This is a genomic window from Rouxiella sp. Mn2063 (assembly GCF_049319665.1).
GTDB lineage: Bacteria > Pseudomonadota > Gammaproteobacteria > Enterobacterales > Enterobacteriaceae > JBMOUD01.
Genome location: NZ_JBMOUD010000024.1, coordinates 12941 through 35649, shown reverse-complemented (window position 1 = coordinate 35649; position 22709 = coordinate 12941). Strand labels below are relative to the sequence as shown.

Annotated in this window: 19 protein-coding genes; 11 read left to right on the top strand and 8 right to left on the bottom strand. The window is 43.2% G+C overall.

Annotated features, from left to right (window positions below; genetic code table 11):
• Positions 1-72: 72 nt before the first annotated feature.
• The 4 genes from ACL9RG_RS21495 (at position 73) to tehB (ending at position 2593) form a co-directional block, all read left to right on the top strand.
• On the top strand, positions 73-273 hold the full coding sequence (locus ACL9RG_RS21495) for a helix-turn-helix transcriptional regulator (protein WP_422794702.1): 201 nt from the start codon (positions 73-75) through the stop codon (positions 271-273).
• Positions 274-690: 417 nt separating this feature from the next.
• Complete coding sequence (locus ACL9RG_RS21490) at positions 691-1290, top strand: pesticin C-terminus-like muramidase (RefSeq protein WP_422794701.1); 600 nt, start codon at positions 691-693, stop codon at positions 1288-1290.
• A complete protein-coding gene (locus ACL9RG_RS21485; protein ID WP_422794700.1) occupies positions 1287-1775 on the top strand; it encodes a hypothetical protein in 489 nt (162 codons plus the stop codon). The genes ACL9RG_RS21490 and ACL9RG_RS21485 overlap by 4 nt, the downstream gene beginning before the upstream one ends.
• Before the next feature lie 215 nt (positions 1776-1990).
• The gene (tehB, locus tag ACL9RG_RS21480) at positions 1991-2593 is read left to right on the top strand and encodes a tellurite resistance methyltransferase TehB (protein WP_422794699.1); all 603 of its coding nucleotides are present in this window, start codon (positions 1991-1993) and stop codon (positions 2591-2593) included.
• Between the two features lie 57 nt (positions 2594-2650).
• Here the strand turns inward: tehB and metQ are convergent, their stop codons facing one another.
• Positions 2651-3475 carry a methionine ABC transporter substrate-binding lipoprotein MetQ gene (gene metQ / locus ACL9RG_RS21475; protein WP_422794698.1) on the bottom strand — a complete coding sequence of 275 codons (825 nt, stop codon included), beginning with the start codon at positions 3473-3475 and terminating at the stop codon, positions 2651-2653.
• Between the two features lie 552 nt (positions 3476-4027).
• On the opposite strand from metQ, the gene ACL9RG_RS21470 reads away from it, so the two are divergent.
• Both ACL9RG_RS21470 and ACL9RG_RS21465 read left to right on the top strand, forming a co-directional pair.
• Complete coding sequence (locus ACL9RG_RS21470; protein WP_422794697.1) at positions 4028-4717, top strand: helix-turn-helix transcriptional regulator; 690 nt, start codon at positions 4028-4030, stop codon at positions 4715-4717.
• Between the two features lie 106 nt (positions 4718-4823).
• On the top strand, positions 4824-6911 hold the full coding sequence (locus tag ACL9RG_RS21465) for a hypothetical protein (RefSeq protein WP_422794696.1): 2088 nt from the start codon (positions 4824-4826) through the stop codon (positions 6909-6911).
• 77 nt (positions 6912-6988) lie between these two features.
• Here ACL9RG_RS21465 and ACL9RG_RS21460 read toward each other — a convergent pair whose 3' ends face one another.
• Positions 6989-7732 carry an SDR family NAD(P)-dependent oxidoreductase gene (locus ACL9RG_RS21460; RefSeq protein ID WP_422794695.1) on the bottom strand — a complete coding sequence of 248 codons (744 nt, stop codon included), beginning with the start codon at positions 7730-7732 and terminating at the stop codon, positions 6989-6991.
• Between the two features lie 297 nt (positions 7733-8029).
• Here ACL9RG_RS21460 and ACL9RG_RS21455 point away from each other — a divergent pair, with 297 nt between their 5' ends.
• On the top strand, positions 8030-8491 hold the full coding sequence (locus tag ACL9RG_RS21455; RefSeq protein WP_422794694.1) for a DoxX family protein: 462 nt from the start codon (positions 8030-8032) through the stop codon (positions 8489-8491).
• A gap of 122 nt (positions 8492-8613) precedes the next feature.
• On the opposite strand, the gene phoA is transcribed toward ACL9RG_RS21455, so the two are convergent.
• Complete coding sequence (gene phoA, locus ACL9RG_RS21450) at positions 8614-10032, bottom strand: alkaline phosphatase (protein WP_422794693.1); 1419 nt, start codon at positions 10030-10032, stop codon at positions 8614-8616.
• Positions 10033-10238: 206 nt separating this feature from the next.
• Positions 10239-12179: a 3D-(3,5/4)-trihydroxycyclohexane-1,2-dione acylhydrolase (decyclizing) gene (gene iolD, locus ACL9RG_RS21445; RefSeq protein ID WP_422794692.1), complete on the bottom strand. Its 1941-nt coding sequence runs from the start codon at positions 12177-12179 to the stop codon at positions 10239-10241.
• A 368-nt stretch (positions 12180-12547) separates the two neighbouring features.
• Here iolD and ACL9RG_RS21440 point away from each other — a divergent pair, with 368 nt between their 5' ends.
• Positions 12548-14470 carry a bifunctional 5-dehydro-2-deoxygluconokinase/5-dehydro-2-deoxyphosphogluconate aldolase gene (locus tag ACL9RG_RS21440; RefSeq protein ID WP_422794691.1) on the top strand — a complete coding sequence of 641 codons (1923 nt, stop codon included), beginning with the start codon at positions 12548-12550 and terminating at the stop codon, positions 14468-14470.
• A 62-nt stretch (positions 14471-14532) separates the two neighbouring features.
• On the opposite strand, the gene lspA is transcribed toward ACL9RG_RS21440, so the two are convergent.
• Complete coding sequence (lspA, locus tag ACL9RG_RS21435) at positions 14533-15033, bottom strand: signal peptidase II (protein ID WP_422794690.1); 501 nt, start codon at positions 15031-15033, stop codon at positions 14533-14535.
• A 444-nt stretch (positions 15034-15477) separates the two neighbouring features.
• On the opposite strand from lspA, the gene ACL9RG_RS21430 reads away from it, so the two are divergent.
• Positions 15478-16983, top strand: coding sequence for a CoA-acylating methylmalonate-semialdehyde dehydrogenase (locus ACL9RG_RS21430; protein WP_422794689.1), 1506 nt, complete (start codon positions 15478-15480; stop codon positions 16981-16983).
• 38 nt (positions 16984-17021) lie between these two features.
• Positions 17022-17843: a 5-deoxy-glucuronate isomerase gene (gene iolB, locus ACL9RG_RS21425; RefSeq protein ID WP_422794688.1), complete on the top strand. Its 822-nt coding sequence runs from the start codon at positions 17022-17024 to the stop codon at positions 17841-17843.
• Between the two features lie 217 nt (positions 17844-18060).
• Here the strand turns inward: iolB and ACL9RG_RS21420 are convergent, their stop codons facing one another.
• From ACL9RG_RS21420 to ACL9RG_RS21410, 3 genes are all read right to left on the bottom strand, one after another.
• Positions 18061-18909 carry a MurR/RpiR family transcriptional regulator gene (locus tag ACL9RG_RS21420; RefSeq protein WP_422794687.1) on the bottom strand — a complete coding sequence of 283 codons (849 nt, stop codon included), beginning with the start codon at positions 18907-18909 and terminating at the stop codon, positions 18061-18063.
• Between the two features lie 389 nt (positions 18910-19298).
• On the bottom strand, positions 19299-20525 hold the full coding sequence (gene alaC, locus ACL9RG_RS21415; RefSeq protein ID WP_422794686.1) for an alanine transaminase: 1227 nt from the start codon (positions 20523-20525) through the stop codon (positions 19299-19301).
• Positions 20526-20693: 168 nt separating this feature from the next.
• Positions 20694-21224: a GNAT family N-acetyltransferase gene (locus ACL9RG_RS21410; protein WP_422794685.1), complete on the bottom strand. Its 531-nt coding sequence runs from the start codon at positions 21222-21224 to the stop codon at positions 20694-20696.
• Positions 21225-21418: 194 nt separating this feature from the next.
• On the opposite strand from ACL9RG_RS21410, the gene ACL9RG_RS21405 reads away from it, so the two are divergent.
• Complete coding sequence (locus ACL9RG_RS21405) at positions 21419-22663, top strand: DUF1479 domain-containing protein (protein WP_422794684.1); 1245 nt, start codon at positions 21419-21421, stop codon at positions 22661-22663.
• The last annotated feature ends 46 nt before the right edge of the window (positions 22664-22709 follow it).

Below are 22709 nucleotides of genomic sequence, written 5' to 3'. Positions count from 1 at the left end.
ACCGCGATTCAGCTTACCGCTGTTTCTGTGGACTATCGGCGTTCTAAATGGTCAGTTTGAAGAGAGGTAAATATGCATCACACTATGAGCCCAGAATCGCTTATTGATTTGAAATTCATCATGGCCGATACTGGCTTTGGTAAAACATTCATATATGAAAAAATAAAGTCCGGTGATTTACCTAGAGCAATGGTAATACACGGCAGGGCAAGATGGTTTTATAAAGACCATTGTGAATTCAAAAATCGTCTTATTTTTGCCAATGCTGGGTAAAAATGCGGGTAAAATAAAATTAAATAAAAAAATACCCCTTCCATATCAACCCCCTACATGATGAATTCGATGTCTGTAGGGGACACCATTTCATTGACTCTTCAAAGCCCCCTCCCGTTGCCCGTAGATTTTTTACGTTCTAATATATCAACGATATAAACCACACCTGCATACATCATGGTTACAACATTTTTTTACTGATGCATAACATTAAATGCATAATTTAATTAAACCTTCATTTAAAACCAGGAGAAAATATTTAATTCAAAATATACAACATAAAACAATCATTAAATAATAACCTCTCGTAACCTCCGAAAACCAAATCATTACATTTATTGGATGTATTGCTATTTCTTACTCTAAGAACTTATGCGAGCATAATCAATTAGCTACAACAATGGAGAAAGAAAAGTAATGATGGAACCTAAAGAAGGGCGACTGACATTTAGAGCAGAAGGAAATAACAATCCAAGCAGTATGTATTATTCAAGAAAAATACATTGGCCCGGCAACTCAGGCTCGGGTGTCACTATAGGACGTGGTTATGATTTAGGCTCACGTCCTAAGTTTGAAGTTTTAGGCACTCTTTTATGCGTTGGCTTAGGGAAAGAACGGGCGGAAAAACTAGCTTTGGGTGCAGGATTAAAAGGTCGTCAAGCTGATGACTTCGTAAGGAAAAATAAAGATAATATAGGAGAGATAACTGAGTCTGAGCAAAAGCAATTATTTGAAAATGTTTATAAGGAATATTCAGATCTAGCGGAGTCTTTTTATAATAAAGCAAAGAACAATAGAAAACTCGTTAATGCCATTAGTTGGGGAAAATTAAACCCTGTTCTAAAAGATGTTTTTATTGATATGCGATACCAAGGTGTTTTAGACGGCGAGATGGTTCGAGCCTTTGCAAGCAATAATAAAGATGATGTAATAAAACTGATTCAGAACACACAAATACTGAATGAATACGAAAGAAACAGAAATAGAATTAAATACATTAAGGTGAATTTAAAATGAAAAAGGTATTACTGATTATATTTATAACATTCCCATGGTTAAGTTATGCCAATCATCAAAAAGTTAATGAAACAAAAAACGCATCAGAAGATGATGGGAGTGGATCTTTTTTTGATAGACCAAAGGTAGAACATTGTTTCTCTCAAAAACAACCGTCAGGATGGTTGCAAAACTGTATGGAAAATCTCGCGAAAGATTCAAAACAGAACTATGAAAAACAGTACTATGCTTTCTTATCTAAAGTAGAGAGTTTACCTCATGATGAAACTTATTTAGTTAACTATAATGAATTCCTAAGCTCTACAAAATCTACGAAAATAAAGTGGGACGACTTTGTTAAGGATGAATGCCTCAACAGGGCATATCTTGGATGGAAAGATAGTCCAGCATTTTATATTAACGAATCAGCTTGCCTAAGTTATTATTACGATCTTAGAGCAGATTACTACGCTAAATACCAGAAAATAAAACAATTGAAAAAATAACCGGGTGATTTTTTTGATTTAATAGCCACTAATGATCGCTATATTTTGGCTACGTACGGAGTAAATTTTTTAGCGTTCGCCTTTGCGTGACTCACAGGTAGGTTTGCACTAGTCGTCATAGGCTATGACTATCTCCCCGAAAAAATCACAAGAAAAACTCCCCTTCCCATAGGATAATATCCGCATTGTTAGGATCACAACCGTAAGGAAGCCAGATGGACCCTTTTATCCCAGCAGCAGATTATTATGCCGATAAATATGGACTAACCCGCACTCACTCCGAAGTGGTTTATGCCGCGACGCAGGTACCGTCCGGGAAGGTATTGGATTTAGGCTGTGGCAGTGGGCGCAACTCTCTGTATCTTAATTTGAAAGGCTCAACCGTTACCGCCTGGGATTACAATACGTTAAGCCTCGAAAAACTTAACGACATTATCCGTGCGGAGTCGCTGCAAGGTATTCAAACTCGCGAGGTTGACCTTAACGTCCATCGTTTTCGCGGCGAGTACGACTTTATTCTCTCCACCGTGGTGATGATGTTCTTAGAGCGCAGCAGCATTCCCAATATTATTGCTGACATGCATGCCAGCACGCGAGCCGGAGGCTACAACCTGATCGTGGCCGCAATGGATAGCCCTGATTACCCTTGCCCGCTTCCTTTCCCGTTCAGCTTCCAGCCTGGTGAATTGCGAGACTATTATCAGGGTTGGAATATCATGAAATACAACGAAGATGTGGGAGAACTGCATAAGCGCGATGCCAACGGCAACCGCTATAAGATGCGCTTCGCCACTCTGCTGGCGCAAAAACCCGTTTGATGATGTAAGTGTTGAGAGATAACTCCGCTGCCCTGAAATCTCAGGGCAGCAAAACGATTACCAGCCTTTTACCGCATCACCGTGATAAATCTTGTCGGCAGCTTCGGCGACTTCATCCGTTTGGTAAGCTTTAACCAAGTTTTTCACATTCTCACTGTCTTTATTGTCATCTCTGGCAACGATAATGTTCACATAAGGTGAATTCTTATCCTCCACAAACAGACCATTCTTAGCCGGCGTCAAACCAACCTGGCTAGAATAGTTGGTATTGATAATTGCCAAATCAATTTTGGCATCATCGATAGCGCGGGTCATTTGTGGCGCTTCGATTTCAACAATTTTCAGGTGCTTCGGATTCTCAGTAATATCAAGGGAGGTTGGCAGCAACCCCACATTATCTTTTAGTTTAATCAGCCCTTCTTTCTGCAGCAGCAGGAGAGAACGACCCAGGTTGGTTGGATCGTTTGGTATCGCCACTTGTGCGTTATCTTGCAGCTCAGAAATAGATTTTATTTTGCGTGAATAACCGGCAATCGGATAAACAAAAGTGTTGCCAACGGCAGCCAGTTTGTAGCCACGCTCCTTAATCTGTTTTTCCAAATAGGGGCCATGTTGGAAGGAATTGGCATCAAGGTCGCCGCTGCTCAGCGCTGAGTTCGGTAGCGCGTAATCGGTAAAGGTCACCACTTCAACGTCGAGATTATATTTTTCTTTGGCGACTTTTTTCACCGTATCCCACAGCGGTTGGTCAATACCCGCGCTGATCCCAACTTTAATATGATTATCATCTTTCTTCGGGCCACAGCCGCTAAGCAGCAGTGCGCTGACAAGAGAAGCTGAAAGCATAGAAATTTTTACCGCGTACTTTAGAGAGGTGCGCATAAACAATGTCTTTCCTTAAACGATATAAAAACAACTAAAATAACAACACTCGTAGAGAGCTAGTTTTATGGCGCGAGTTTTTCAAACCTCGTGCCCGCTGGCAAATAAGAAAAAGACATAACCTATGCATTAAAAATACGAGACCTTCTCTAATGCTTTACTCAATGTATGTAGAGAGCAAATAAGATACAATCGCTGGTCAATAAATCCTATTTATTGCGGTTCAATAGTCTAAAAAAATGCCGCCAATATAATCCCCTCTGTTTATCCCTATCATCACCCATCAATTACATATATCCATAAAGCACTTAACCTGAAATAATTATTTAACAAATCCATTATTATACTTGATTTAAAAACAACAAAAATTAAGTAATGAAATCATAAGAAAATAGTTAACGAACCAAAACATGGTTATTAACAACATCAGAAAGGATTGTAACTTCCTAAGCTTACGCATGTTGTTAGGTAAAAACAATGCTATCAGTAAGGATTAGTGTTATTAATTTTAAAGCAAATGAAAATATATCATATCATAAATTGGAGCCAATTGTGAATCAGCAAGAGCTGAACGTCATTATAGAAAAATATAGGCACCTTCCAATCCCTTTTGAAATGATTGTATCATGGGAAAATAGTGAAGAAGCATGGAGCGTAAAAAATAATGAGATGCAATGTATTTATAGTAATAAAAATTACCTCGAATTAATTATGCCGGAAGAAAACAAATTAAACTCATCATTAACCTCAGTAAGCTCATCGATTAAACGACATCAGCAACTCGTCATCGATACTGGAAAAAAGATCGATGCTATAGGTATTATTACGATTTTACCAGAACACAATTACAAATCGTTTTACTTTGAAAGTATGCCACTTTATAACAAGAATGCTGAGAAAATAGGTGTAATCACTAGAGCGAAAGAGCTTATTTCCATTACCCCTCAGCATTTTATATTTAAAAATAAAATTGGGAGATTTAATTTTTCTGAGCCAGATGATCTATTTACTAAAAAGGAGTGGGAAATTATCTACTTACTTTTATCTGGCCTATCAGAAAAAGAAATATCTCAAACACTTAATAGATCTCTAAGAACGATAAAATTTCATAAGAATAATATATTCGAAAAAACACAGTGTCACTCGATACAAAATTTCAAATTAAAAGCCAGAAAAAAACAATGGGATTATTACATTCCACCTTCATTTGTCACATCACAGTATATATTCATTAACGCATAAAAACCTATACTTTAAGTACAGTGTGTTATTTATCTCAATAACGTATTTTGTATAGATGTTCCTCTAAATGAAAAGGAACATTCAATAGCTTAAATAGGAATTAGGCATGAAAAACCAGACCAATGAAGCCACTGTTATTCTTTACGCGTCAGAACATAATAAAAATAGCAATAGTATTATTGTCCAATTAAAGGAAGGCATGCAAAGAGAGGGATATGTAATCTTGCCAGAAACAAACAATGAGTCTGTATTAAAAAAAGTAAAATTTGATAAAGCTATCAAAGGGATAATGATAAACATTAATGCCGAAGATATGAGCACTGCAGAACATTTCCACAGAAAAAACTTATTATTAGAAATAAAAAGAACAAATCATTCATTACCAATATTCCTTATTAAAAAAAACGTCATTATCTCTTTGCCACCTAATAATGAAAGGAACATCATCATAGACACTTATTGTCAATGTGATAAAAAAAACATCAACATAGAAAGCCTTATCTTAAAAACCATAGATAATTACACCAATAGTAATCAAGAAAATAATCCATTACTACCAGAAGAACATACCCCTTATCCATCCACCTACTACGCCCTGTCTGAAAAAAATGCAGCGCATATGAAATCCCATACTCCGATAGAAAATGAATTCATTGACTATTTCTATAAAAAAATAGTAGAGGAAAAACCGCTCGTCACTCAACAAAAAAATTCATCTTCGGGAAAAACAAAAACATCACCGACATGTAACTCCCCAAAAAAACAAGATTGTTATGGATATACATGGCCACAAAACGAATCTAAAAACCATACCATACATACTCACTCCCATCGAGGTGAAACCTCTGTTGATTACTTTTCTACGATGAGGAATAGTTTAGGACTAAGTGGTTTAATTCCAGCGGAGCAGTTTGAAACAAAAAGCATACTAAACATATTAACTAACAACGATAAAAAACACGAAATGTGTAGAGAAATAAATTATGATATTATGCGCACATCAACAGCCGATGGATTAATTTATAATATAAACAAAATAATAAAAGAGATTTATGATGCTGAAATTAAAAGACAGTTCAATGAAGAGTGGGCACTATTCAATGACTACCATCCATTTTTTAATGGAGTATTTTCGAAAAGCATTCTAAGTAAAATGCACAGTTTGCCGCCACTCTATGCAGCAAAATCAGTGCATTATATTTTAAGCGCGCTTTCATGCTCTACCACTGAAAATAATGAAAAATACTTTAACACTAATGAAAAACCTATAGCATTGATAAAAACGATTATCAATGCTATTAAGTTTCGCAAGGCTATGCTAAAGGTTATTTATGAGATTAAAAGGAATGATGATAGCGACTGGTTTTTTGCTATATGGCAACCAAGTAAGATATTATTCAATCATACTTTAACATCTTTTGAAGACATTCCTGATGAAGCACTAACACTTGATGCCTATTTTTGGCAACTCACCCCACAAGATAAATGGCATGGATTTAATAATATTGCTAAGAATTATGCCATGCTTGACCCCACTAAAATAACGCTATTATGTCCAGGACAATGTACTGATGGAGAAATGACTGACTTTGGCATTCCTGCTATGGTTGTGGTACGTTTCATGGAAAACAAACTCGTTATGCCGCAGAAAAGTGGAAATTATAATTTTCTATTTGATATTTCAAATGACTCATCACCAGAAAAATGGAAAAAGATCATCGATATCTTACTAGATTTTAAACACGCATATGATACTAATGCTTCATTAAAGAAAACCTTTCCTACATTAATAAAAAAATCACCGTTTTATACCATTATGGGATTGCGTGATTTATGTGAAAAAATTCATATTACTATGACTTCGTTAAATATCCCTGCTCTTTTTAATCAAACATTATCGATTAAAAAAACTGGAATTAAAAACCAAGAAGACATAGAAAACAAGAAAGATGAACTCATTTCAATAGATAACGCCTTAAATAAAACTATAGCCATCACCGTATCAAATAGCGATTACAACCCGCCTTTTTTGATTCCAGGAGAAGTCATTACGGAAAGTAATAAAATCATTATCGATTATTTACTAGCTTTGCAGATTTTTGAACAAACTTTTCCTGGCTTCGAGTACCCTCTACAAGGCGTATGGCGAAATATACATGGCGAATATTTCGTTAAATGTCTGATCGATTGTTAGAAAATGATGCAGATAAAATATTTACGGTATTTTATCTGCATATTAATTATGCGATGAAGTAGCAATAGATATTGGAATTATTGTGCAACATATCCCCCGTCAACCAAGACAGAAGCACCGTTAACAAAAGAAGCTTCATCGCTTGCCAAAAACGCAACAACATTCGCCACTTCTTCTGGTTTCCCTAAACGGCCAATTGGATGCAATGCTTTCAACTTATCTTTGCCCTGTTCTCCGATCGCACTCAGCAATGGTGTATCAATATAACCTGGGCAAACGGCATTCACACGAATACCCTTAGCGGCATAGTCGATTGCCAGCGTTTGAGTGAGCAATTTGACGCCGCCTTTTGATGCAGAATACGCTGTCACACCCGATTTGCCGACCCAGCTGTGGATCGAGCCACAATTGACAATCACGCCTTTACGATTGTGCTTTAACCAGTATTCAATCGCATATTTATTTAATAAAAATACGCCAGACAAGTTAATATCCAGCGTTTTCTGCCATGCGCTGTAATCGAGGCTAGCAATTGGTGCATAGTGAGCGACACCGGCATTAGCGAAAACAATATCAACCTGACCAAAGGCTTCATGCGCTTTAGAGATCAGACTTTGGTTATCTTTTTCACTTGTGACATCCGTTTTAATAAAAATTGCCTGATGACCGGTGCGCACTAATTTATCGGCTAAAACTTGCCCGCTGTCACTAATATCAGCAATAACAAGCCTGGCACCCTGCGCGCTGAACTTAAGCACACTTGCTTCGCCAATTCCACTGGCACCACCCGTGACTATCACAACTTTATCTTGAAATTTCATTTCTCAATTCCCTATGTGATGAAGAACAAGGAAGACTTTAGCCTGCGTAATGAGAGTGAGGTTAGACATTAGGTGGCAAATAAAACTATCAAGCATAGATTTATTCTCAGCCATGTTTGCTTGCAAGCTCATAAGGTAAGGTCAAAAAATCACAGCAGCTTTACTTAACATTGCAATTGCCCGTTCTTATAAAGATCATAGTCTTAAAGTAAATCGCTTAGTATTCATGCGGCAGTGCTGGTTGTTTGAATTTTCAATCTCCCCTACATTATTTTCTTTTTTACTTGGAATTTTCTTATGCCATCAAGGATTATCGGTTTCTTCCTGACCAACCCGTCAACCTCACCAACTTATACTTTGACACTCTTACGTTTAGTATTGGGTACATTTTTCTTCTCTTCAGGTTTCAATAAAGTCTTTACCCTTCACGGCCAGCAGGTCATGTTAGAAACAATTACCAGTGCAGGTATTCCCTTCCCGTCAGTCATGGCAGTTGTGGTCGCAAGTGTTGAGTGTTTTGGTGGTTTATTATTAGCTTTTGGTCTATTCAGCCGCTTATGGGCCTTGGGATTGATGGTGATTAGCACGGTGGCGTTGTTTACGGTGGGATTAGGACAGATCCCCGGCAATACTAATTTTATTACCTGGTATAGCTGGTTCTTTTATTTACCAGAACCTCTATATATGGTCATCGCCTTAACACTCATTATCGAAGGCCCAGGAAAACTCGCGCTCGATAATGTTCTGGCAAGAAAATAATCAAAATATATAAAATCGTATTTTAAGTACTCGCCTCATTCATAAAATAAAAACCCGGCAACAAGGCCGGGTTGAAACTATCAGGTTATAAAGCGATTTAATTAAATCTGCTGTCAGCGGGCTTATTTCAAGGCCAGCGCATCTTTAATAGTGAAGAACAAGTCGGTCTGATCGGTTAACCCTACAACATTGGCACCATGCGGCCCGTAAGCGGCAATACGCAACTGTGTACCTGTGTGTCCCTGCGACTCTTCTTCAGAGTTGCCGTAACTGATGGCCATCGGCGCACCATCTTTAGTGGTTAAGGTTTGTGTCAGGCCCGGTGCCTTGGCATCGACTTCGATAATCTGACTAGAATGCGCATGGTCGGCAGTGACAATGACCAACGTATTACCATCCTGGCGGGCAAACTCTAATGCCTTCTGCACGGCTTCATCAAGATCAACAGTTTCACCAAACTGACCACACGGATTGGCTGCATGATCCTGTTTATCGATGGATGCACCTTCTACTTGCAGGAAGAATCCGTTTGGCTGCGTTTTCAGCAAATCGATAGCTTTTTCGGTCATCGCTGCCAAGGTTGGAATATCGCTGGTGCGCTGAGGATTGGCTTCGCAAGTGACAGCCGCTTTATCGATATTACCGTGATAGCTTGCTTTAGGGCCGCTCCAGCGTACAGGCATATTGCCGGCAGAGAACAATCCCAACAACGGCTTTTTCTGATCCGCCTGCGTCACGCTATTAAGCTGCTCGGCAGTATCTACCCATTGATAACCCTGAGCGGTGGCCTGATCTTTTAAGGTTTTGCCTGCAAAGTCACCACTTTTTGCTACCTGGTTGAACGATTTGGCTCCGCCTCCAAGCGTGACATCAGCACGAGCCTTGATCAATTGTTCGGTAATAGAGCCACGGCCGCCCTTCTCTAACGCATTAGTTGGGCACTTTTCGCTAGTCTCTTCTGGGCCATAACATTTGCGCGACGTTACGTGAGAGATTTGTGCAGCGGGTGTTGCATCCTGCAATTCGGCGGTTGAAACGTTACCCGTCGCTTTTCCTGCTGCTTTTGCAAGCTCGAGTAAAGTGACGTGATCTTTACCGTTTACATCGACACCCAGCGCACCGTTATATGTTTTAACACCGCTCGACCATGCCGTAGCCGATGCTGCTGAGTCGGTCACATAGCTAGGTTTATGGGTTTTCTTGTCAAGAGAGTAATGTGTGTATTGCCCGGTCAGTGGCAACGCATCGATACCTTTAAAGTAGCCACCCGCACCTTCGGCATAGTTACGTGCAGCCGTGATTTCAGAATCACCCATGCCATCCCCAATCAGCAAGATCACATTTTTAGCCGTTTTATTGGACAGTGACGCTTTCAACGCCTCGGTCTGATCGCCACTTAACCGGCGTGCGCCGCCAACTTCAGTAAGATTCCCTTTCGCGGCACGAGCAGTCAACGCGTCATCTGCCATGGCAGTCTGAGCAGAGGTAAGAACAAGAGCGGCAATCACCGAACGAGCAATTAAAGAAACAGACTGAGGCATAAAAAACTCCGTGTAATGAAATATAAGAAAACAAAAGATACATATTGTCTTAATTTGTTACATCGTAGCTTAAGTCAGAAGCATGACGGTTTTATGACGGGGTAAATAAAAACGGCTGAAGTGGCGAGATCAAATTCGCCACTTTTGATGAAATACGCTTTATTTTTCGCCCATAGATAGCTGGTTGAAAAACACAGGATAGAGCCTTAATAATCGCGAGCCAAGCTAATGTTCTCTCGTAATTTCTCGGCAACGTTATTGATAGACTCACTTTCCGATACCATCGCACCACCGACTCGCCACCAGCTAAAATAACCATGAATCATAGTCTTAGGTAATACTTTGGTATCAATTAGTGTTGATATCGTTTGTGACTTCGCATCACTCAGCGCCTGATGTAATTGCTCTATCGTCGATACCTGATACGTTTTACAGCCGTAGCCTTCGGCAATACGCGCAAAGTTGACCGGCACCAAATCACCATCGAGATTGTTAGTCGTGTTAGTACGGAAACGAAACTCGGTGTTAAAGCTGCCCATCCCATTGCCCATCTGCAAGTTATTAATGCAGCCATTAGACATATTGTCGAATAACACGATATTGATTTTTCGCCTCTCTTGAATAGAAGTTACCAACTCTGAATGCAGCATCATAAATGCACCATCGCCAACCAGCGCATAGACCTCGCGCTGAGGTTCAGCCAGTTTGACGCCAAGGGCGGCATTGACTTCATAACCCATGCAGGAATAGCCATATTCAACGTGATAACTGTTACAGGATGAGGTTCGCCATACTCGCTGTAAGTCGCCAGGTAAACTCCCCGCGGCGGCAACGATAATGGCGTCATCAGCAATAGTGTTATTTAGCACGCCCAATACTCGGCTTTGCGTTAATACTGATGCGGTTAGTTTTTCAAATTCGGCATAAACCTGTTTAGTATCTAAGGAGTCCTGCACTTCTGGGAGAAAATCCTCACCGCTGTATTCCACTTGGTAGACTCGCTGTGTTTCAGCCAGCAGCTGTTCTCTTACCTTGCTCACCCGATCTTCCCAGCCATGGCGGAACTGCATTTTCGTCAGCTCACTCCCCAAGGCTTCTAAACCTAATCGCGCATCGGCTACTAGTTGGACAGCATCAAGTTTATAGGCATCAAAACGATTAACGTTGATATTCAGGAATGACACATTCGGATGCTGGAACAACCATTTTGAAGAGCTAGTGAAATCGGTATAGCGGGTTCCGACGCCAATAATGATATCTGCGTCTTTCGCTAATTGGTTAGCTGCCAGCGAGCCGGTTTCCCCTATACCACCAAGATTCATCGGGTGTTCAGAGGTTAAGGTACCTTTACCAGCCTGAGTTTCGGCAAAAGGAATTCCATGTTTTTCCGCAATCTCTTGTAATGCGCGACCCGCGTCGGAATATTTCAAGCCGCCGCCACAGATAATCAGCGGTTTGGTTTTCCCCTTAAGTAATGCGATCGCCTGTTCCAGCGCCCCCGCGGTTACCGGATAGCGTTCAATATAATGCACCCGCTTTTGGAAGAAATAATCAGGGTAGTCATAGGCTTCTCCCTGTACATCCTGCGGCAGACAAAGCGTCACTGCTCCGGTTTCTGCAGGATCAGTCAATACTCGCATCGCACTAATACAGGCGGTCATCAGTTGTTCTGGCCGCACGATACGATCCCAATATTTACTCACCGCGCGAAAAGCATCATTGGTGCTAATACTCAGATCATGGCTCTGTTCAATTTGCTGTAATACCGGATCCGGCTGACGTGATGCAAATACATCGCCAGGCAGCAGTAATAAAGGAATACGGTTTGCTGTTGCCGTGGCCGCTGCGGTTAACATATTAGCCGCTCCCGGTCCCACCGATGCGGTACAAGCATAGATTTGACGACGCAATTTTTGCTTGGCATAGCCCGTAGCGGCATGCGCCATCCCTTGTTCATTTCGCCCCTGATGCACCACCAATTTACCGCTGTCCTGTTCCAACGCTTGCCCAAGACCTAGCACATTGCCGTGGCCAAAAATGGCAAAAACTCCGGTGACAAATTTGATCTCAGCACCATCGACATTGACATACTGCTGGTCAAGAAAACGCACCAGCGCCTGCGCCATCGTTAATCTAATTTTTTTCATGATGATCCCTTACGATTGCCGTCGTTGCGCATACTTAAGTCCATCTTTTGGGGATTGATGGAGAAGCTGCATCATTAGCTCGCGTTGAAACTTGGCAAGATTATAGGGTGGATTGCAGGAAGGAAAAATGACCGAATCGAACCTATTTTCCAATTTGAGATGCGCATCATGAAAATGAAACAAAAAAACCAAACATGAAATAGCCAAAAATAAAAACACAATCAAAATAAAAACAATGAATTAGATTAAATTATTTTCAACCTCCACCTTAAAGTTATCGGGATTTAATTTTCATTTAATTTGAAAATGAAATTTTCACTCCTCATAATGCAATAAGGTCTGTTTCCTTTCTCTATAGAGGCAATAATATGTCGACAGTGGAAAAAAATCTGGATGTCATCTGCATAGGGCGCATTGCCGTTGACCTCTATGGCCAGCAAATTGGCTCTCGCTTAGAAGATACCGCGACCTTTGCCAAATATCTCGGGGGTTCATCTGGGAATGTGGCCTATGGCACAGCACTGCAAGGTTTACGCTCCGGCATGTTAGCGCGTGTTGGCGACGAGCATATGGGACGTTTTTTGCGAGAGGAATTACAACGCGCCAAAGTCGATACGAAATTTTTACTCACCGATACACAGCGACTTACCGCACTGGTCATTTTGGGAATTAAAGATCAAGACACCTTCCCGCTGATCTTCTACCGCGACAACTGTGCTGACATGGCCCTTTGTGTAGAAGATATCGATGAGAGCTATATTGCCTCTTCTCGAGCGCTGGCGATAACCGGTACACACCTCTCACATCCAAACACTCGAGCCGCTGTCCTCAAAGCGCTAGATTATGCCGCTAAACATCAACTACGCCGTATTTTGGATATTGATTACCGCCCTGTATTGTGGGGGCTAACTTCGCTTGGAGATGGTGAAACACGCTTTGTCTCTTCTGAACGCGTAACACACCAGTTACTTGAAGTCTTATCCCACTTTGACTTAGTTGTTGGCACAGAAGAAGAGTTCCATATTGCCGGTGGCAGCGTCGATACCTTGGCGGCATTGAAAACGGTACGCCAGCACACCAAGGCAACCTTAGTCTGTAAACGCGGAGCTCTGGGCTGCTCAGTATTTGAAGGCGCTATCCCTGACTCTTGGGAACAAACACGCTTATATCGAGGCGTTAAAGTGGATGTTCTGAACGTGCTGGGGGCCGGAGATGCCTTTATGTCCGGTTTATTACGCGGTTATTTAAATGATGAAGGCTGGGAAAATGCCAGTAGATACGCCAATGCTTGTGGCGCACTCGTCGTATCGCGGCACGGCTGCGCTCCGGCCATGCCGACCAAAATAGAGTTGGATGATTACCTATTACGTGAACAGCAGGTTAAACGCCCAGATAAAGACCCTCGTCTGAATCATCTACATCGGGTCACTACCCGTAGGCAAACCTGGCCCGAGCTTTGCGTCTTTGCCTTTGACCATCGTAAGCAGTTAGCAGATATGGCGCATCAGGCAGGCGTAACCGAAGATAAAATTCCTGCGCTCAAAATGTTGCTGCTGCAAGCTGCTCGAGAAGCCGCAGAATTTGCCGGACTTCACCAACGCAGTGGCATTCTGGCTGATACCACCTATGCGCAATCGGCTCTGAATGCGATAAGTGGAGAAGGCTGGTGGATTGGGCGCCCCGTTGAGCTTCCAGGCTCCCGCCCACTGCAGTTAGAGCACGGTAATATTGGCTCACAGTTGATCGACTGGCCACTAGAGCATGTGGTGAAATGTTTAGTGTTTTATCATCCAGATGATCCAAAAACGCTGCGAGACCAACAGGATGCCTTGTTAAAAGAGGTTTATCACGGGTGCTGCAAGAGTGGGCATGAATTGCTGCTGGAAGTAATTTTACCGCACGAGAATCCAGACAAAAACGAGCAACATTATATCAGTATGCTGACGCACTTTTATCAGTTAGGTATTCAGCCAGATTGGTGGAAGTTACCGCCGTTGTTAGCCGATAAGTGGCAAGCCATTAGCCAGATTATTGAGCAAAACGACCCTTATTGCCGTGGCATATTAATACTGGGCCTGGATGCGCCGGAAGAGTCATTGAAACAAGGGTTTGCCGCCGCTGCAGATTGCCATTGGGTGAAAGGATTCGCGGTAGGCAGAACTATCTTTGGCGAGCCAGCCCGCCAATGGCTACAGGGCGAAATTAGCGATCCACAGCTCATTACACTGGTGAAACAACGCTATTTGAGTTTGATTGATTTCTGGCGTATTTATCGACCAAATAAAGATTAAGGCCTGTTGCCATAGTGAGAATCAACCTCACCTTATCGCCTGATAAAGTGAGGTTGAAGCAGTTAGCTTTTCGCCAACTTGGGTTTGCTATTGAATCCTACCATCAACAGCATAATGGCTCCGCCTAGTATCGCGATATCTGCAACATTAAAGACACCGGTACGAACATCCCCGAAGCCTAGATTCAGAAAATCTACAACGTAGCCGCCATACACAGCACGGTCCAACAGATTGCTAAATCCGCCAGAGAACACCAGTGCCAACGCGACAATAACCTGGCCATTGGCCGTTTTGTTGAATACGTTATATAGCAGTAACAATAACAAGAAAGTTCCGACGCCAATCAATAACAGCTTGTGACGCAAGTCATCAGGCAACGTCGAACCCAGGCTCAAAAATGCCCCGTCGTTGTGAGTGAGCTGCAATCTGAAAAGTCCCCCCAGATAGTTATTCGCCTGATATAAGGTTAACGTCGCTTTGGCAATCATTTTGGTCAGTTGATCGGCAACCAAGGTTCCAACCAATACGATAATAATCAGTTTCAATCTGCTTGCTACATTCATGGTTCAAACCTGTAAATATGGGGAGGCGAGTAACAACCTACATTAAAAGCCCTAATGGGATAGGCTCCAAGTGAAGGCCAGTATAGTGCTAACTTTACTCCGCATCCACAGTCGCCATAACTCGCTATTTCCGATCATTCCAATGAAATACAAATAACAAAGATAAAAATAATGAAATAAAAAAATTATTTTTATTACTCCACAGACTGAAAAAAAGAGCGCTATTCAGCCCAGAATATTTATTTAAGTTTGGAATGAATGTTCCAGATCTGTCCTAATGGCTGCACCGCATCCTTCTTCCCATGCTAAGCTCTATTGCGGTTACCATGATAGAAACTTGCACCGCCTCACATAAAAATAAAATTCAAAAAATAATATTTGAAATATTTATTTCAAAAAAGATACAGTGAAGAACGCTGTTTAATAAATCGACGAGGGTGAAAGATGAAAATCGTAGGCAACTTTATTGATGGGCAGATCGTGGTAAGTGAAAGCCGTAATACTGCCCCCGTTTATAACCCAGCAACCGGTAAAATCGAACGAGAAGTCACCCAAAGTACTGAACAAGAAGTCCGTCATGCCATTGAAATTGCGCATAAAGCCTATGCCAGTTGGTCAACAACGACACCTCTGCGCCGCGCCAGAATCCTGTTTACCTTTAAAAGTTTGCTAGAAAAACACCAGGATGAACTGGCCTCACTTATTGTTAGCGAGCACGGCAAAGTTTATTCCGACGCTATCGGTGAATTAACTCGTGGTCTGGAAGTCGTTGAATTCGCCTGCGGTATTCCGCATCTCAGCAAAGGTGAATACTCCGCCAACGTCGGGACGGGTGTCGATAGTTTTTCTCTCATGCAACCTTTAGGTGTGGTGGCTGGTATTACGCCATTTAATTTCCCGGCGATGGTGCCTATGTGGATGTTCCCCATTGCGCTGGCCTGCGGTAATACCTTTGTATTAAAGCCACCCGCTCTCGACCCTTCTGTTTCAGTACGCATGGCCGAATTATTGAAAGAAGCAGGGCTACCTGATGGCGTATTTAACGTTATTCACTGCGATAACGACCAGGCCAATCCATTGCTGACCGATCCACGAATTCAAGCCGTCAGTTTTGTTGGTTCCTCGCGAGTCGCCGAGCATGTTTATACCACTGCCAGCGCCCACGGCAAGCGAGTACAAGCTTTTGGCGCTGCTAAAAACCACGCCATTATTATGCCCGACGCCGATCTGGACGCCACCGTTAGCGCAGTGATGGGCGGCGCTTTTGGATCAGCCGGAGAACGCTGCATGGCATTACCACTGGTGGTGGTGGTTGGCGATGACACCGCAGATAAACTGATTGCCAAACTCAAGCCGCTAATCAACGAATTGCGTATTGGTCCAGGGGCTAAGCATTCAGCTCAGGAAAACGAAATGGGGCCACTGGTTTCCAGTACGCATCAGCAAAAAGTACAAGGCTATATCGACCAAGGCGTAAAAGAAGGTGCAAAACTGGTGGTCGATGGGCGAAATTATCATGTTGAAGGCCACGCAGAGGGCTTTTATGTCGGCGGTACGCTGTTTGATAACGTTACTACCGATATGCTGATTTATCGCGAGGAAATCTTTGGCCCAGTACTGGGTGTGGTTCGCGTGCCTGATTATGAAACGGCTATTAACACAGTTAATGGCCACGAATTTGGCAACGGCAGCGCCATTTTTACTACTAACGGTCGCTATGCACGGGATTTTGTCAGCCGGGTTGAGGCAGGCATGGTAGGGGTGAATGTACCTGTCCCAGTGCCGATGGCATTCCATAGTTTTGGCGGTTGGAAACGCTCAGTGTTCGGTGCACTGAACGTCCACGGAACAGATGGCGTTCGCTTCTACACGCGGATGAAAACCGTGACCGCGCGCTGGCCAGAAGGACAACAAACGGTGTCCGAATACAGCATGCCAACGTTGGGATAATAGAAGCGTTGGTGGTTAACCCTGCACAGGAGAATTCCATGACTTCACTGCTTGCCAAACATCAACCTGCTGATACTCAGGGGCGTATTCAACATATCACCCCAGAAAATGCAGGTTGGCGTTACGTTGGTTTTGATGTTTACCAGTTAAGGCCAGGCCAGCGCCTGCATTTAAACAGTGATAAAGAAGAGCTTTGCTTAGTTCTAGTCGCTGGAATAGCCAGCATGGCAACGCAAAAAACAGAGTTTCACAATATCGGTAAGCGCATGAGTCCATTTGAGCGAACGCCGCCCTATGCCTTGTATGTGCCAGACAATGACAGCGTTGAGATACAGGCGCAAACCGATGTGGAACTGGCCGTTTGTCGCGCCCCCGGCAAAGGGACTTACCCTGCCCGTCTTATTGTGCCAGAAGATATCGGCATTGAGCATCGAGGAAAAGGTCGTAATAAAAGGTTAGTGCATAACATCCTGCCCGATAGCGCTGAAGCAGATAGCCTATTGGTCGTTGAAGTTTATACCGCTGAAGGTAATACCAGTTCTTACCCAAGCCATAAACACGATACTGAAGGTGTCGAGCATGAGACCTATCTTGAGGAGTCTTACTATCATCGTCTTTCGCCACCGCAAGGTTTCTGCATGCAGCGCGTTTACACTGATGATCGCAGTCTTGATCAATGCATGGCCGTTTACGACAAAGACGTAGTAAAAGTGCCGCGCGGCTATCACCCCGTCGCTACTTTGGCCGGTTATGATAGTTACTATCTTAATGTGATGGCAGGCCCAATACGAAAATGGAGGTTTACTTGGGAAAAAGATCACGCCTGGATTAATACGGAAGACTATCCAAAGGAACGGTAAAACCAAACAAACGAAGCAACAGATTTAACCCTTTGCTCTGGTCATTGACCTTAAATCTGTTGCTCTTTAGTCCTTTGGACTATCAGTTGACCTTCAATAGCGCATTTTATCGGCCAAGCGAACGGCTACAGCGCAGGCCAGGAGTAATCGGCCACGGATGGTCGATTTAAAAAACGCTATTCACTGACATCTCACCCCCGCGGGGAAAATTCAGCCGTTAATGCTTAGTGGTTAATTTCTTCACGTTGCGAACGGCTAATGACATCATCAACGTTTGTGCCAAACACATTGAGGCAATTTGCGAACGGAATCCGTCAACCTGTGCTTCACGGACAATAAAACAAGTATCGCTGAAGGCCGCTAAAGGGCTCACTAAACTGTCGGTAATAGCGATTTGTTTGGCCCCTTGCGATGCACCGAGAGAGACTAAATCCACCACTTCCTGCGCGTATGGCGAATAACTGATAGAGACCACTACATCATTTGGTCGCACCATATTTAGCTGTTCAGTAAACATGCCACCCAGGCCATCGATAAGAAATGCGCGGCGTTCGAGATGGCGGAAAGCATAGGTCAGATAAGCAGCGATGCTGAAAGATCGTCTGAAACCAATGACATAAATATTGTCAGCCTCATCGAGTAGTTTCACCGCTTGTTCTAGATCTTCCGCTTTAATTTGTGCGGTCAGTTGCTGTAAGGCCTGTTCGTTGACCATGCTGAACACTTTTAAAATCTCAGAAGGCGTTTCTGGCTTTGCGGTTTCCTCCCCTGCCGTTTGGCGGTAAAGACTTGCACGCTCGTTGTAGTTAACCGTTCCTTCCATCAAATGCTGACGGAATACCTGTTTCATCTCATTGAAGCCGTCAAAGCCAAAATTATTGGCAAAGCGAATCAGCGTCGAAGGCGGAACGCTAGCCTTGTCTGCAATAGAAGCAATAGTTTCAAACGGGATGCTATTGCCATTATCCAAGATGTAGCGCGCGACCTGTTTTAGACGTTTGCTTAATGAATCATAACGGGTGCGAATGTCATCTTGCAGTACGGAAAGCTGAGAAGGATTATCCATAATAATTATTCTTACTCTGAGTAAAGAGAGAGGCTACGACGCGAGTGATGTCTCCTGTCATACCCGAATGCGGCTTTCTAGTTTAAAAAATTTCAGCCCAAAATCGCCCAAAATAGTTCGAAAATTTCAAAAACATGGCACTTGGCATTTTGGGCAATGACCATCTTGGGCAACGTTCCACTAGCAACATACCTTTCATCTTGAAGCATGGTGGGTATAGAAGGAATTATAGAGAGTTAGCTGGTAATTCGCCGAGAGTTTTTACACATTAAATAAAATAAAAAGTCAAAATACTGAAATTTTTGAATAAAAAAACCGGGCTTATTGCTGCCCGGCGAGTTTTTAATATTTTGATGTCAGATCTGGATGATAAATCATCTCATGCCGATTTATTCACCCGTCGTTTTCTTGGTCGGTAATAACCCATCAGCGCGGAACATCGCTTTAATCCCGCGCACTGCCTGGCGAATACGGTCTTGGTTTTCAATCAACGCAAAGCGAACATGCGTATCTCCGTAGTCACCAAAACCAATTCCTGGTGATACGCAGACTTTGGCTTCGGCCAGCAAACGCTTGGCAAATTCTAACGAGCCTAAATGTGCATAAGCTGGAGGAATTTTGGCCCAGACATACATAGATGCTTTCGGATTATCGACCATCCAACCGGCTTCATGTAATCCGCGCACCAATACATTACGGCGCTGGCGATATTGTTCAGCGATATCTTTCACGCACTGTTGATCGCCTTCCAAGGCAGCAATTGCCGCTACCTGCAATGGTGTGAAGGTTCCGTAGTCGTGATAGCTTTTGATTCGCGCCAAGGCACTGACTAATTCTGGATTGCCCACCATAAAGCCAATACGCCAGCCGGCCATATTGTAACTTTTAGATAAGGTGAAGAATTCAACCGCAATATCTTTCGCGCCGGGAACTTGCATGATCGATGGCGCTTTCCAACCATCGTAAACAATATCCGCGTAGGCCAAGTCGTGAATAACCAGCACTTCATATTGTTTGGCTAGCGCTACTACGCGTTCAAAGAAATCTAATTCAACACATTGTGCCGTTGGATTGGACGGGAAACCTAAGATCATCATCTTAGGCCGTGGAATGGTTTCACGGATAGCGCGTTCAAGTTCGTTGAAGAAATCAACGCCATCGGTTAATGGCACCGAGCGCACCTGCGCTCCTGCAATCACCGCACCATAAATATGGATCGGATAACTCGGGTTTGGTACCAACACGGTGTCGCCATGATCTAAAGTCGCCAGCATCAAATGGGCCAGTCCTTCTTTGGATCCAATGGTGACGATTGCTTCGCTTTCTGGATCAATATCAACCTGATAACGATCGGCGTACCACTTTGAAATTGCACGGCGCAGGCGGGGAATACCGCGAGACGTCGAATAGCCATGTGTATCTTCTCGCTGGGCGACGGTGACCATTTTTTCTACAATGTGCGGTGGCGTCGGGCCATCAGGATTACCCATACTGAAATCAATAATGTCTTCGCCGCGACGTCGCGCAGCCATTTTCAATTCAGCAGTAATGTTAAAAACATAAGGGGGTAAACGATCGATACGCGAAAAGCGGCGCTTTGGAGTTGAATCAGCCATGAAAACCTCGAGTGTACGTTAGCGCCCGGACCATCCGAGCGACGCTGACCACATTGTGGTCGGCTTTCAACATATCCTAGTGCGAGAAAGCTGTCGAGATGCCCAAACAAAATTTTTATCGCCTGACTTTTATCGCCTTACCGGTAAGTTATCGACTAATTCTTGGGCTTAGATATCTTTGGCAAGGCACCCTAATAACCAATCATTATGCCATTTCCCTCCGATGCAATAGCTCTCTCGCAGGCAACCCTCCAGCTGGAATCCGGATTTTTCCAGCACTCGGCGCGAGGACATATTTCCTTCTAATACATTAGCTTGCAGGCGATGAAAGCCACAGATCTTAAAAGCAAAATTCATGACTTCACGTAATGATTCTGTAGCGTAGCCTTTTCCATGAAACTCAGGATGCAGAATAAAACCGACTTCAGCCTGTTTATAAGTCTGCCATGCAGGGAAAAATCCCGTTAGTCCGACCGCTACGCCGGTGCTCTGTTCACGGATGACCAACGATAGCCAAAAATCAGCATACTTATTCCACTCCCCTAAACGTTGTTCGAAACGACAGCGGATTTGCTCTGGCGTATCGAGTTCACCGATAAAACGCATGACGGCAGGAGATTGATACAGCGATAGAAATAATGGCCAATCCTGCTCCTGTATTGACTGCATATTCAGCCTTGCCGTAGTCAATGAAATCATCAGCTTATCTCTCTACTTTTCGATTAAAAGCCTGCTTTTTATTAATACAATAATCACACGTATTAAGAGGAAATTTTGCCGCAATTTTAGCCCTTTTTATTTCCTCTTTACCCCGCATAATTGTAATTAAAATGTTAATAACGATATCAACAAGTCTTTGCCTCCTCCCCCTACAATTGACGAGAGAATCGACGATGTCATCATTGAAAATAGATAATATTCCTCAGGCCATTATCGACATAAAAAAACAACTTCGTCAGGCGCTGCCTAATTACAAGCAGGTTTTCCAACAAGTTGAAGCCGATATCCACCGACAAATTACCGTTATTCAAGAAACCCTTGCAAGGGGTGAGAACCCAATTCCGCAGTTACACGCCGATGACATCATTGCCCAACGCGTGAGCGAAAGTGATAAGGCATTAATTAAACAGCGTGGCGCTTGCGCAATCCTCGGTGTTTTCCCAGAAGAAAAAGCCGAAAGATGGAATTTGGCTATTGGTGATTATTTAGAGAAAAACAACTTCATTGAACGCTTAAAACATGCCGCAGAAGATAACTACTTCGGCACGCTGGCCGCCAGCAAACCACAAATTTATGGGATTTATTGGTCAAAACCGCAGATCGAAGCGCGTCAGGACCAAAGGATGCGAGCAGTGCAGTGCTTCCTCAACCAGCTATGGACATCGACCAGTAACGGTATTCAGCATTTTGATGCTAACCGAATCGCCACTTATGCCGATCGCACCCGCCGTCGTCCCCCTAATTCCAGCTCATTAGGACTATCACCACACGTAGATGGCGGCTCGCTTGAACGCTGGTTGGATGAGAATTTCCGCCATGTTTACCGCCATGTGTTCTCTGGCGAATGGCAAAAATACGATCCATTCGCCGCAGAAGGACGTACAGATGTCAGAGAATTTGCATCACCGGCAGTATGTTCGATGTTTCGTACTTTTCAAGGTTGGACGGCACTCACCCCACAGCGCCAGCACGCAGGTACATTAAACGTCCTGCCGATTGCCAATGTGATGGCTTATCTTTTGCTGCGCGCGTTGCAAGACGATGTACCAGAGGATTCATTATGCGATGCCGCCCCGGGAAGAGCGTTATCTGTTTCTGAAAAATGGCATCCCCTATTATTTAAAGGGCTTTCCCCCATCCCTAATTTGCAGCCTGGTGATACTGTATTCTGGCATTGTGATGTGATCCATAGTGTAGAAAATGAACATCTGGGCGAGTTTGATAGCAATGTGATGTACATTGCCGCCGCACCTTGGTGTGAGAAAAATGCCGCTTATCTACCGCAGCAATGGGCCAGCTTTGTCGCAGGAAAATCACCCCCCGATTTTGCTGCCGATGATTTTGAAGTAGATTTCATTGATAGAGCCGATGAAAAAATACTCAACCCACAGGGCAAAAAGCAGATGCAACAGGGATAGCGCTAAAAGTGGTAGACGCAGAGATGTTGCTAAAGGCTATCTCTTG

Bases quoted from the DNA above. Each gene is read 5' to 3' on its own strand.
- tehB (WP_422794699.1), top strand. From the start codon at position 1,991: ATGGACCCTTTTATCCCAGCAGCAGATTATTATGCCGATAAATATGGA.
- ACL9RG_RS21485 (WP_422794700.1), top strand. From the start codon at position 1,287: ATGAAAAAGGTATTACTGATTATATTTATAACATTCCCATGGTTAAGT.
- ACL9RG_RS21490 (WP_422794701.1), top strand. From the start codon at position 691: ATGATGGAACCTAAAGAAGGGCGACTGACATTTAGAGCAGAAGGAAAT.
- ACL9RG_RS21430 (WP_422794689.1), top strand. From the start codon at position 15,478: ATGAAAATCGTAGGCAACTTTATTGATGGGCAGATCGTGGTAAGTGAA.
- ACL9RG_RS21440 (WP_422794691.1), top strand. From the start codon at position 12,548: ATGTCGACAGTGGAAAAAAATCTGGATGTCATCTGCATAGGGCGCATT.
- ACL9RG_RS21420 (WP_422794687.1), bottom strand. From the start codon at position 18,909: ATGGATAATCCTTCTCAGCTTTCCGTACTGCAAGATGACATTCGCACC.
- ACL9RG_RS21455 (WP_422794694.1), top strand. From the start codon at position 8,030: ATGCCATCAAGGATTATCGGTTTCTTCCTGACCAACCCGTCAACCTCA.
- ACL9RG_RS21460 (WP_422794695.1), bottom strand. From the start codon at position 7,732: ATGAAATTTCAAGATAAAGTTGTGATAGTCACGGGTGGTGCCAGTGGA.
- metQ (WP_422794698.1), bottom strand. From the start codon at position 3,475: ATGCGCACCTCTCTAAAGTACGCGGTAAAAATTTCTATGCTTTCAGCT.
- iolB (WP_422794688.1), top strand. From the start codon at position 17,022: ATGACTTCACTGCTTGCCAAACATCAACCTGCTGATACTCAGGGGCGT.
- ACL9RG_RS21495 (WP_422794702.1), top strand. From the start codon at position 73: ATGCATCACACTATGAGCCCAGAATCGCTTATTGATTTGAAATTCATC.
- ACL9RG_RS21465 (WP_422794696.1), top strand. From the start codon at position 4,824: ATGAAAAACCAGACCAATGAAGCCACTGTTATTCTTTACGCGTCAGAA.
- iolD (WP_422794692.1), bottom strand. From the start codon at position 12,179: ATGAAAAAAATTAGATTAACGATGGCGCAGGCGCTGGTGCGTTTTCTT.
- lspA (WP_422794690.1), bottom strand. From the start codon at position 15,033: ATGAATGTAGCAAGCAGATTGAAACTGATTATTATCGTATTGGTTGGA.
- phoA (WP_422794693.1), bottom strand. From the start codon at position 10,032: ATGCCTCAGTCTGTTTCTTTAATTGCTCGTTCGGTGATTGCCGCTCTT.
- ACL9RG_RS21410 (WP_422794685.1), bottom strand. From the start codon at position 21,224: ATGATTTCATTGACTACGGCAAGGCTGAATATGCAGTCAATACAGGAG.
- ACL9RG_RS21405 (WP_422794684.1), top strand. From the start codon at position 21,419: ATGTCATCATTGAAAATAGATAATATTCCTCAGGCCATTATCGACATA.
- alaC (WP_422794686.1), bottom strand. From the start codon at position 20,525: ATGGCTGATTCAACTCCAAAGCGCCGCTTTTCGCGTATCGATCGTTTA.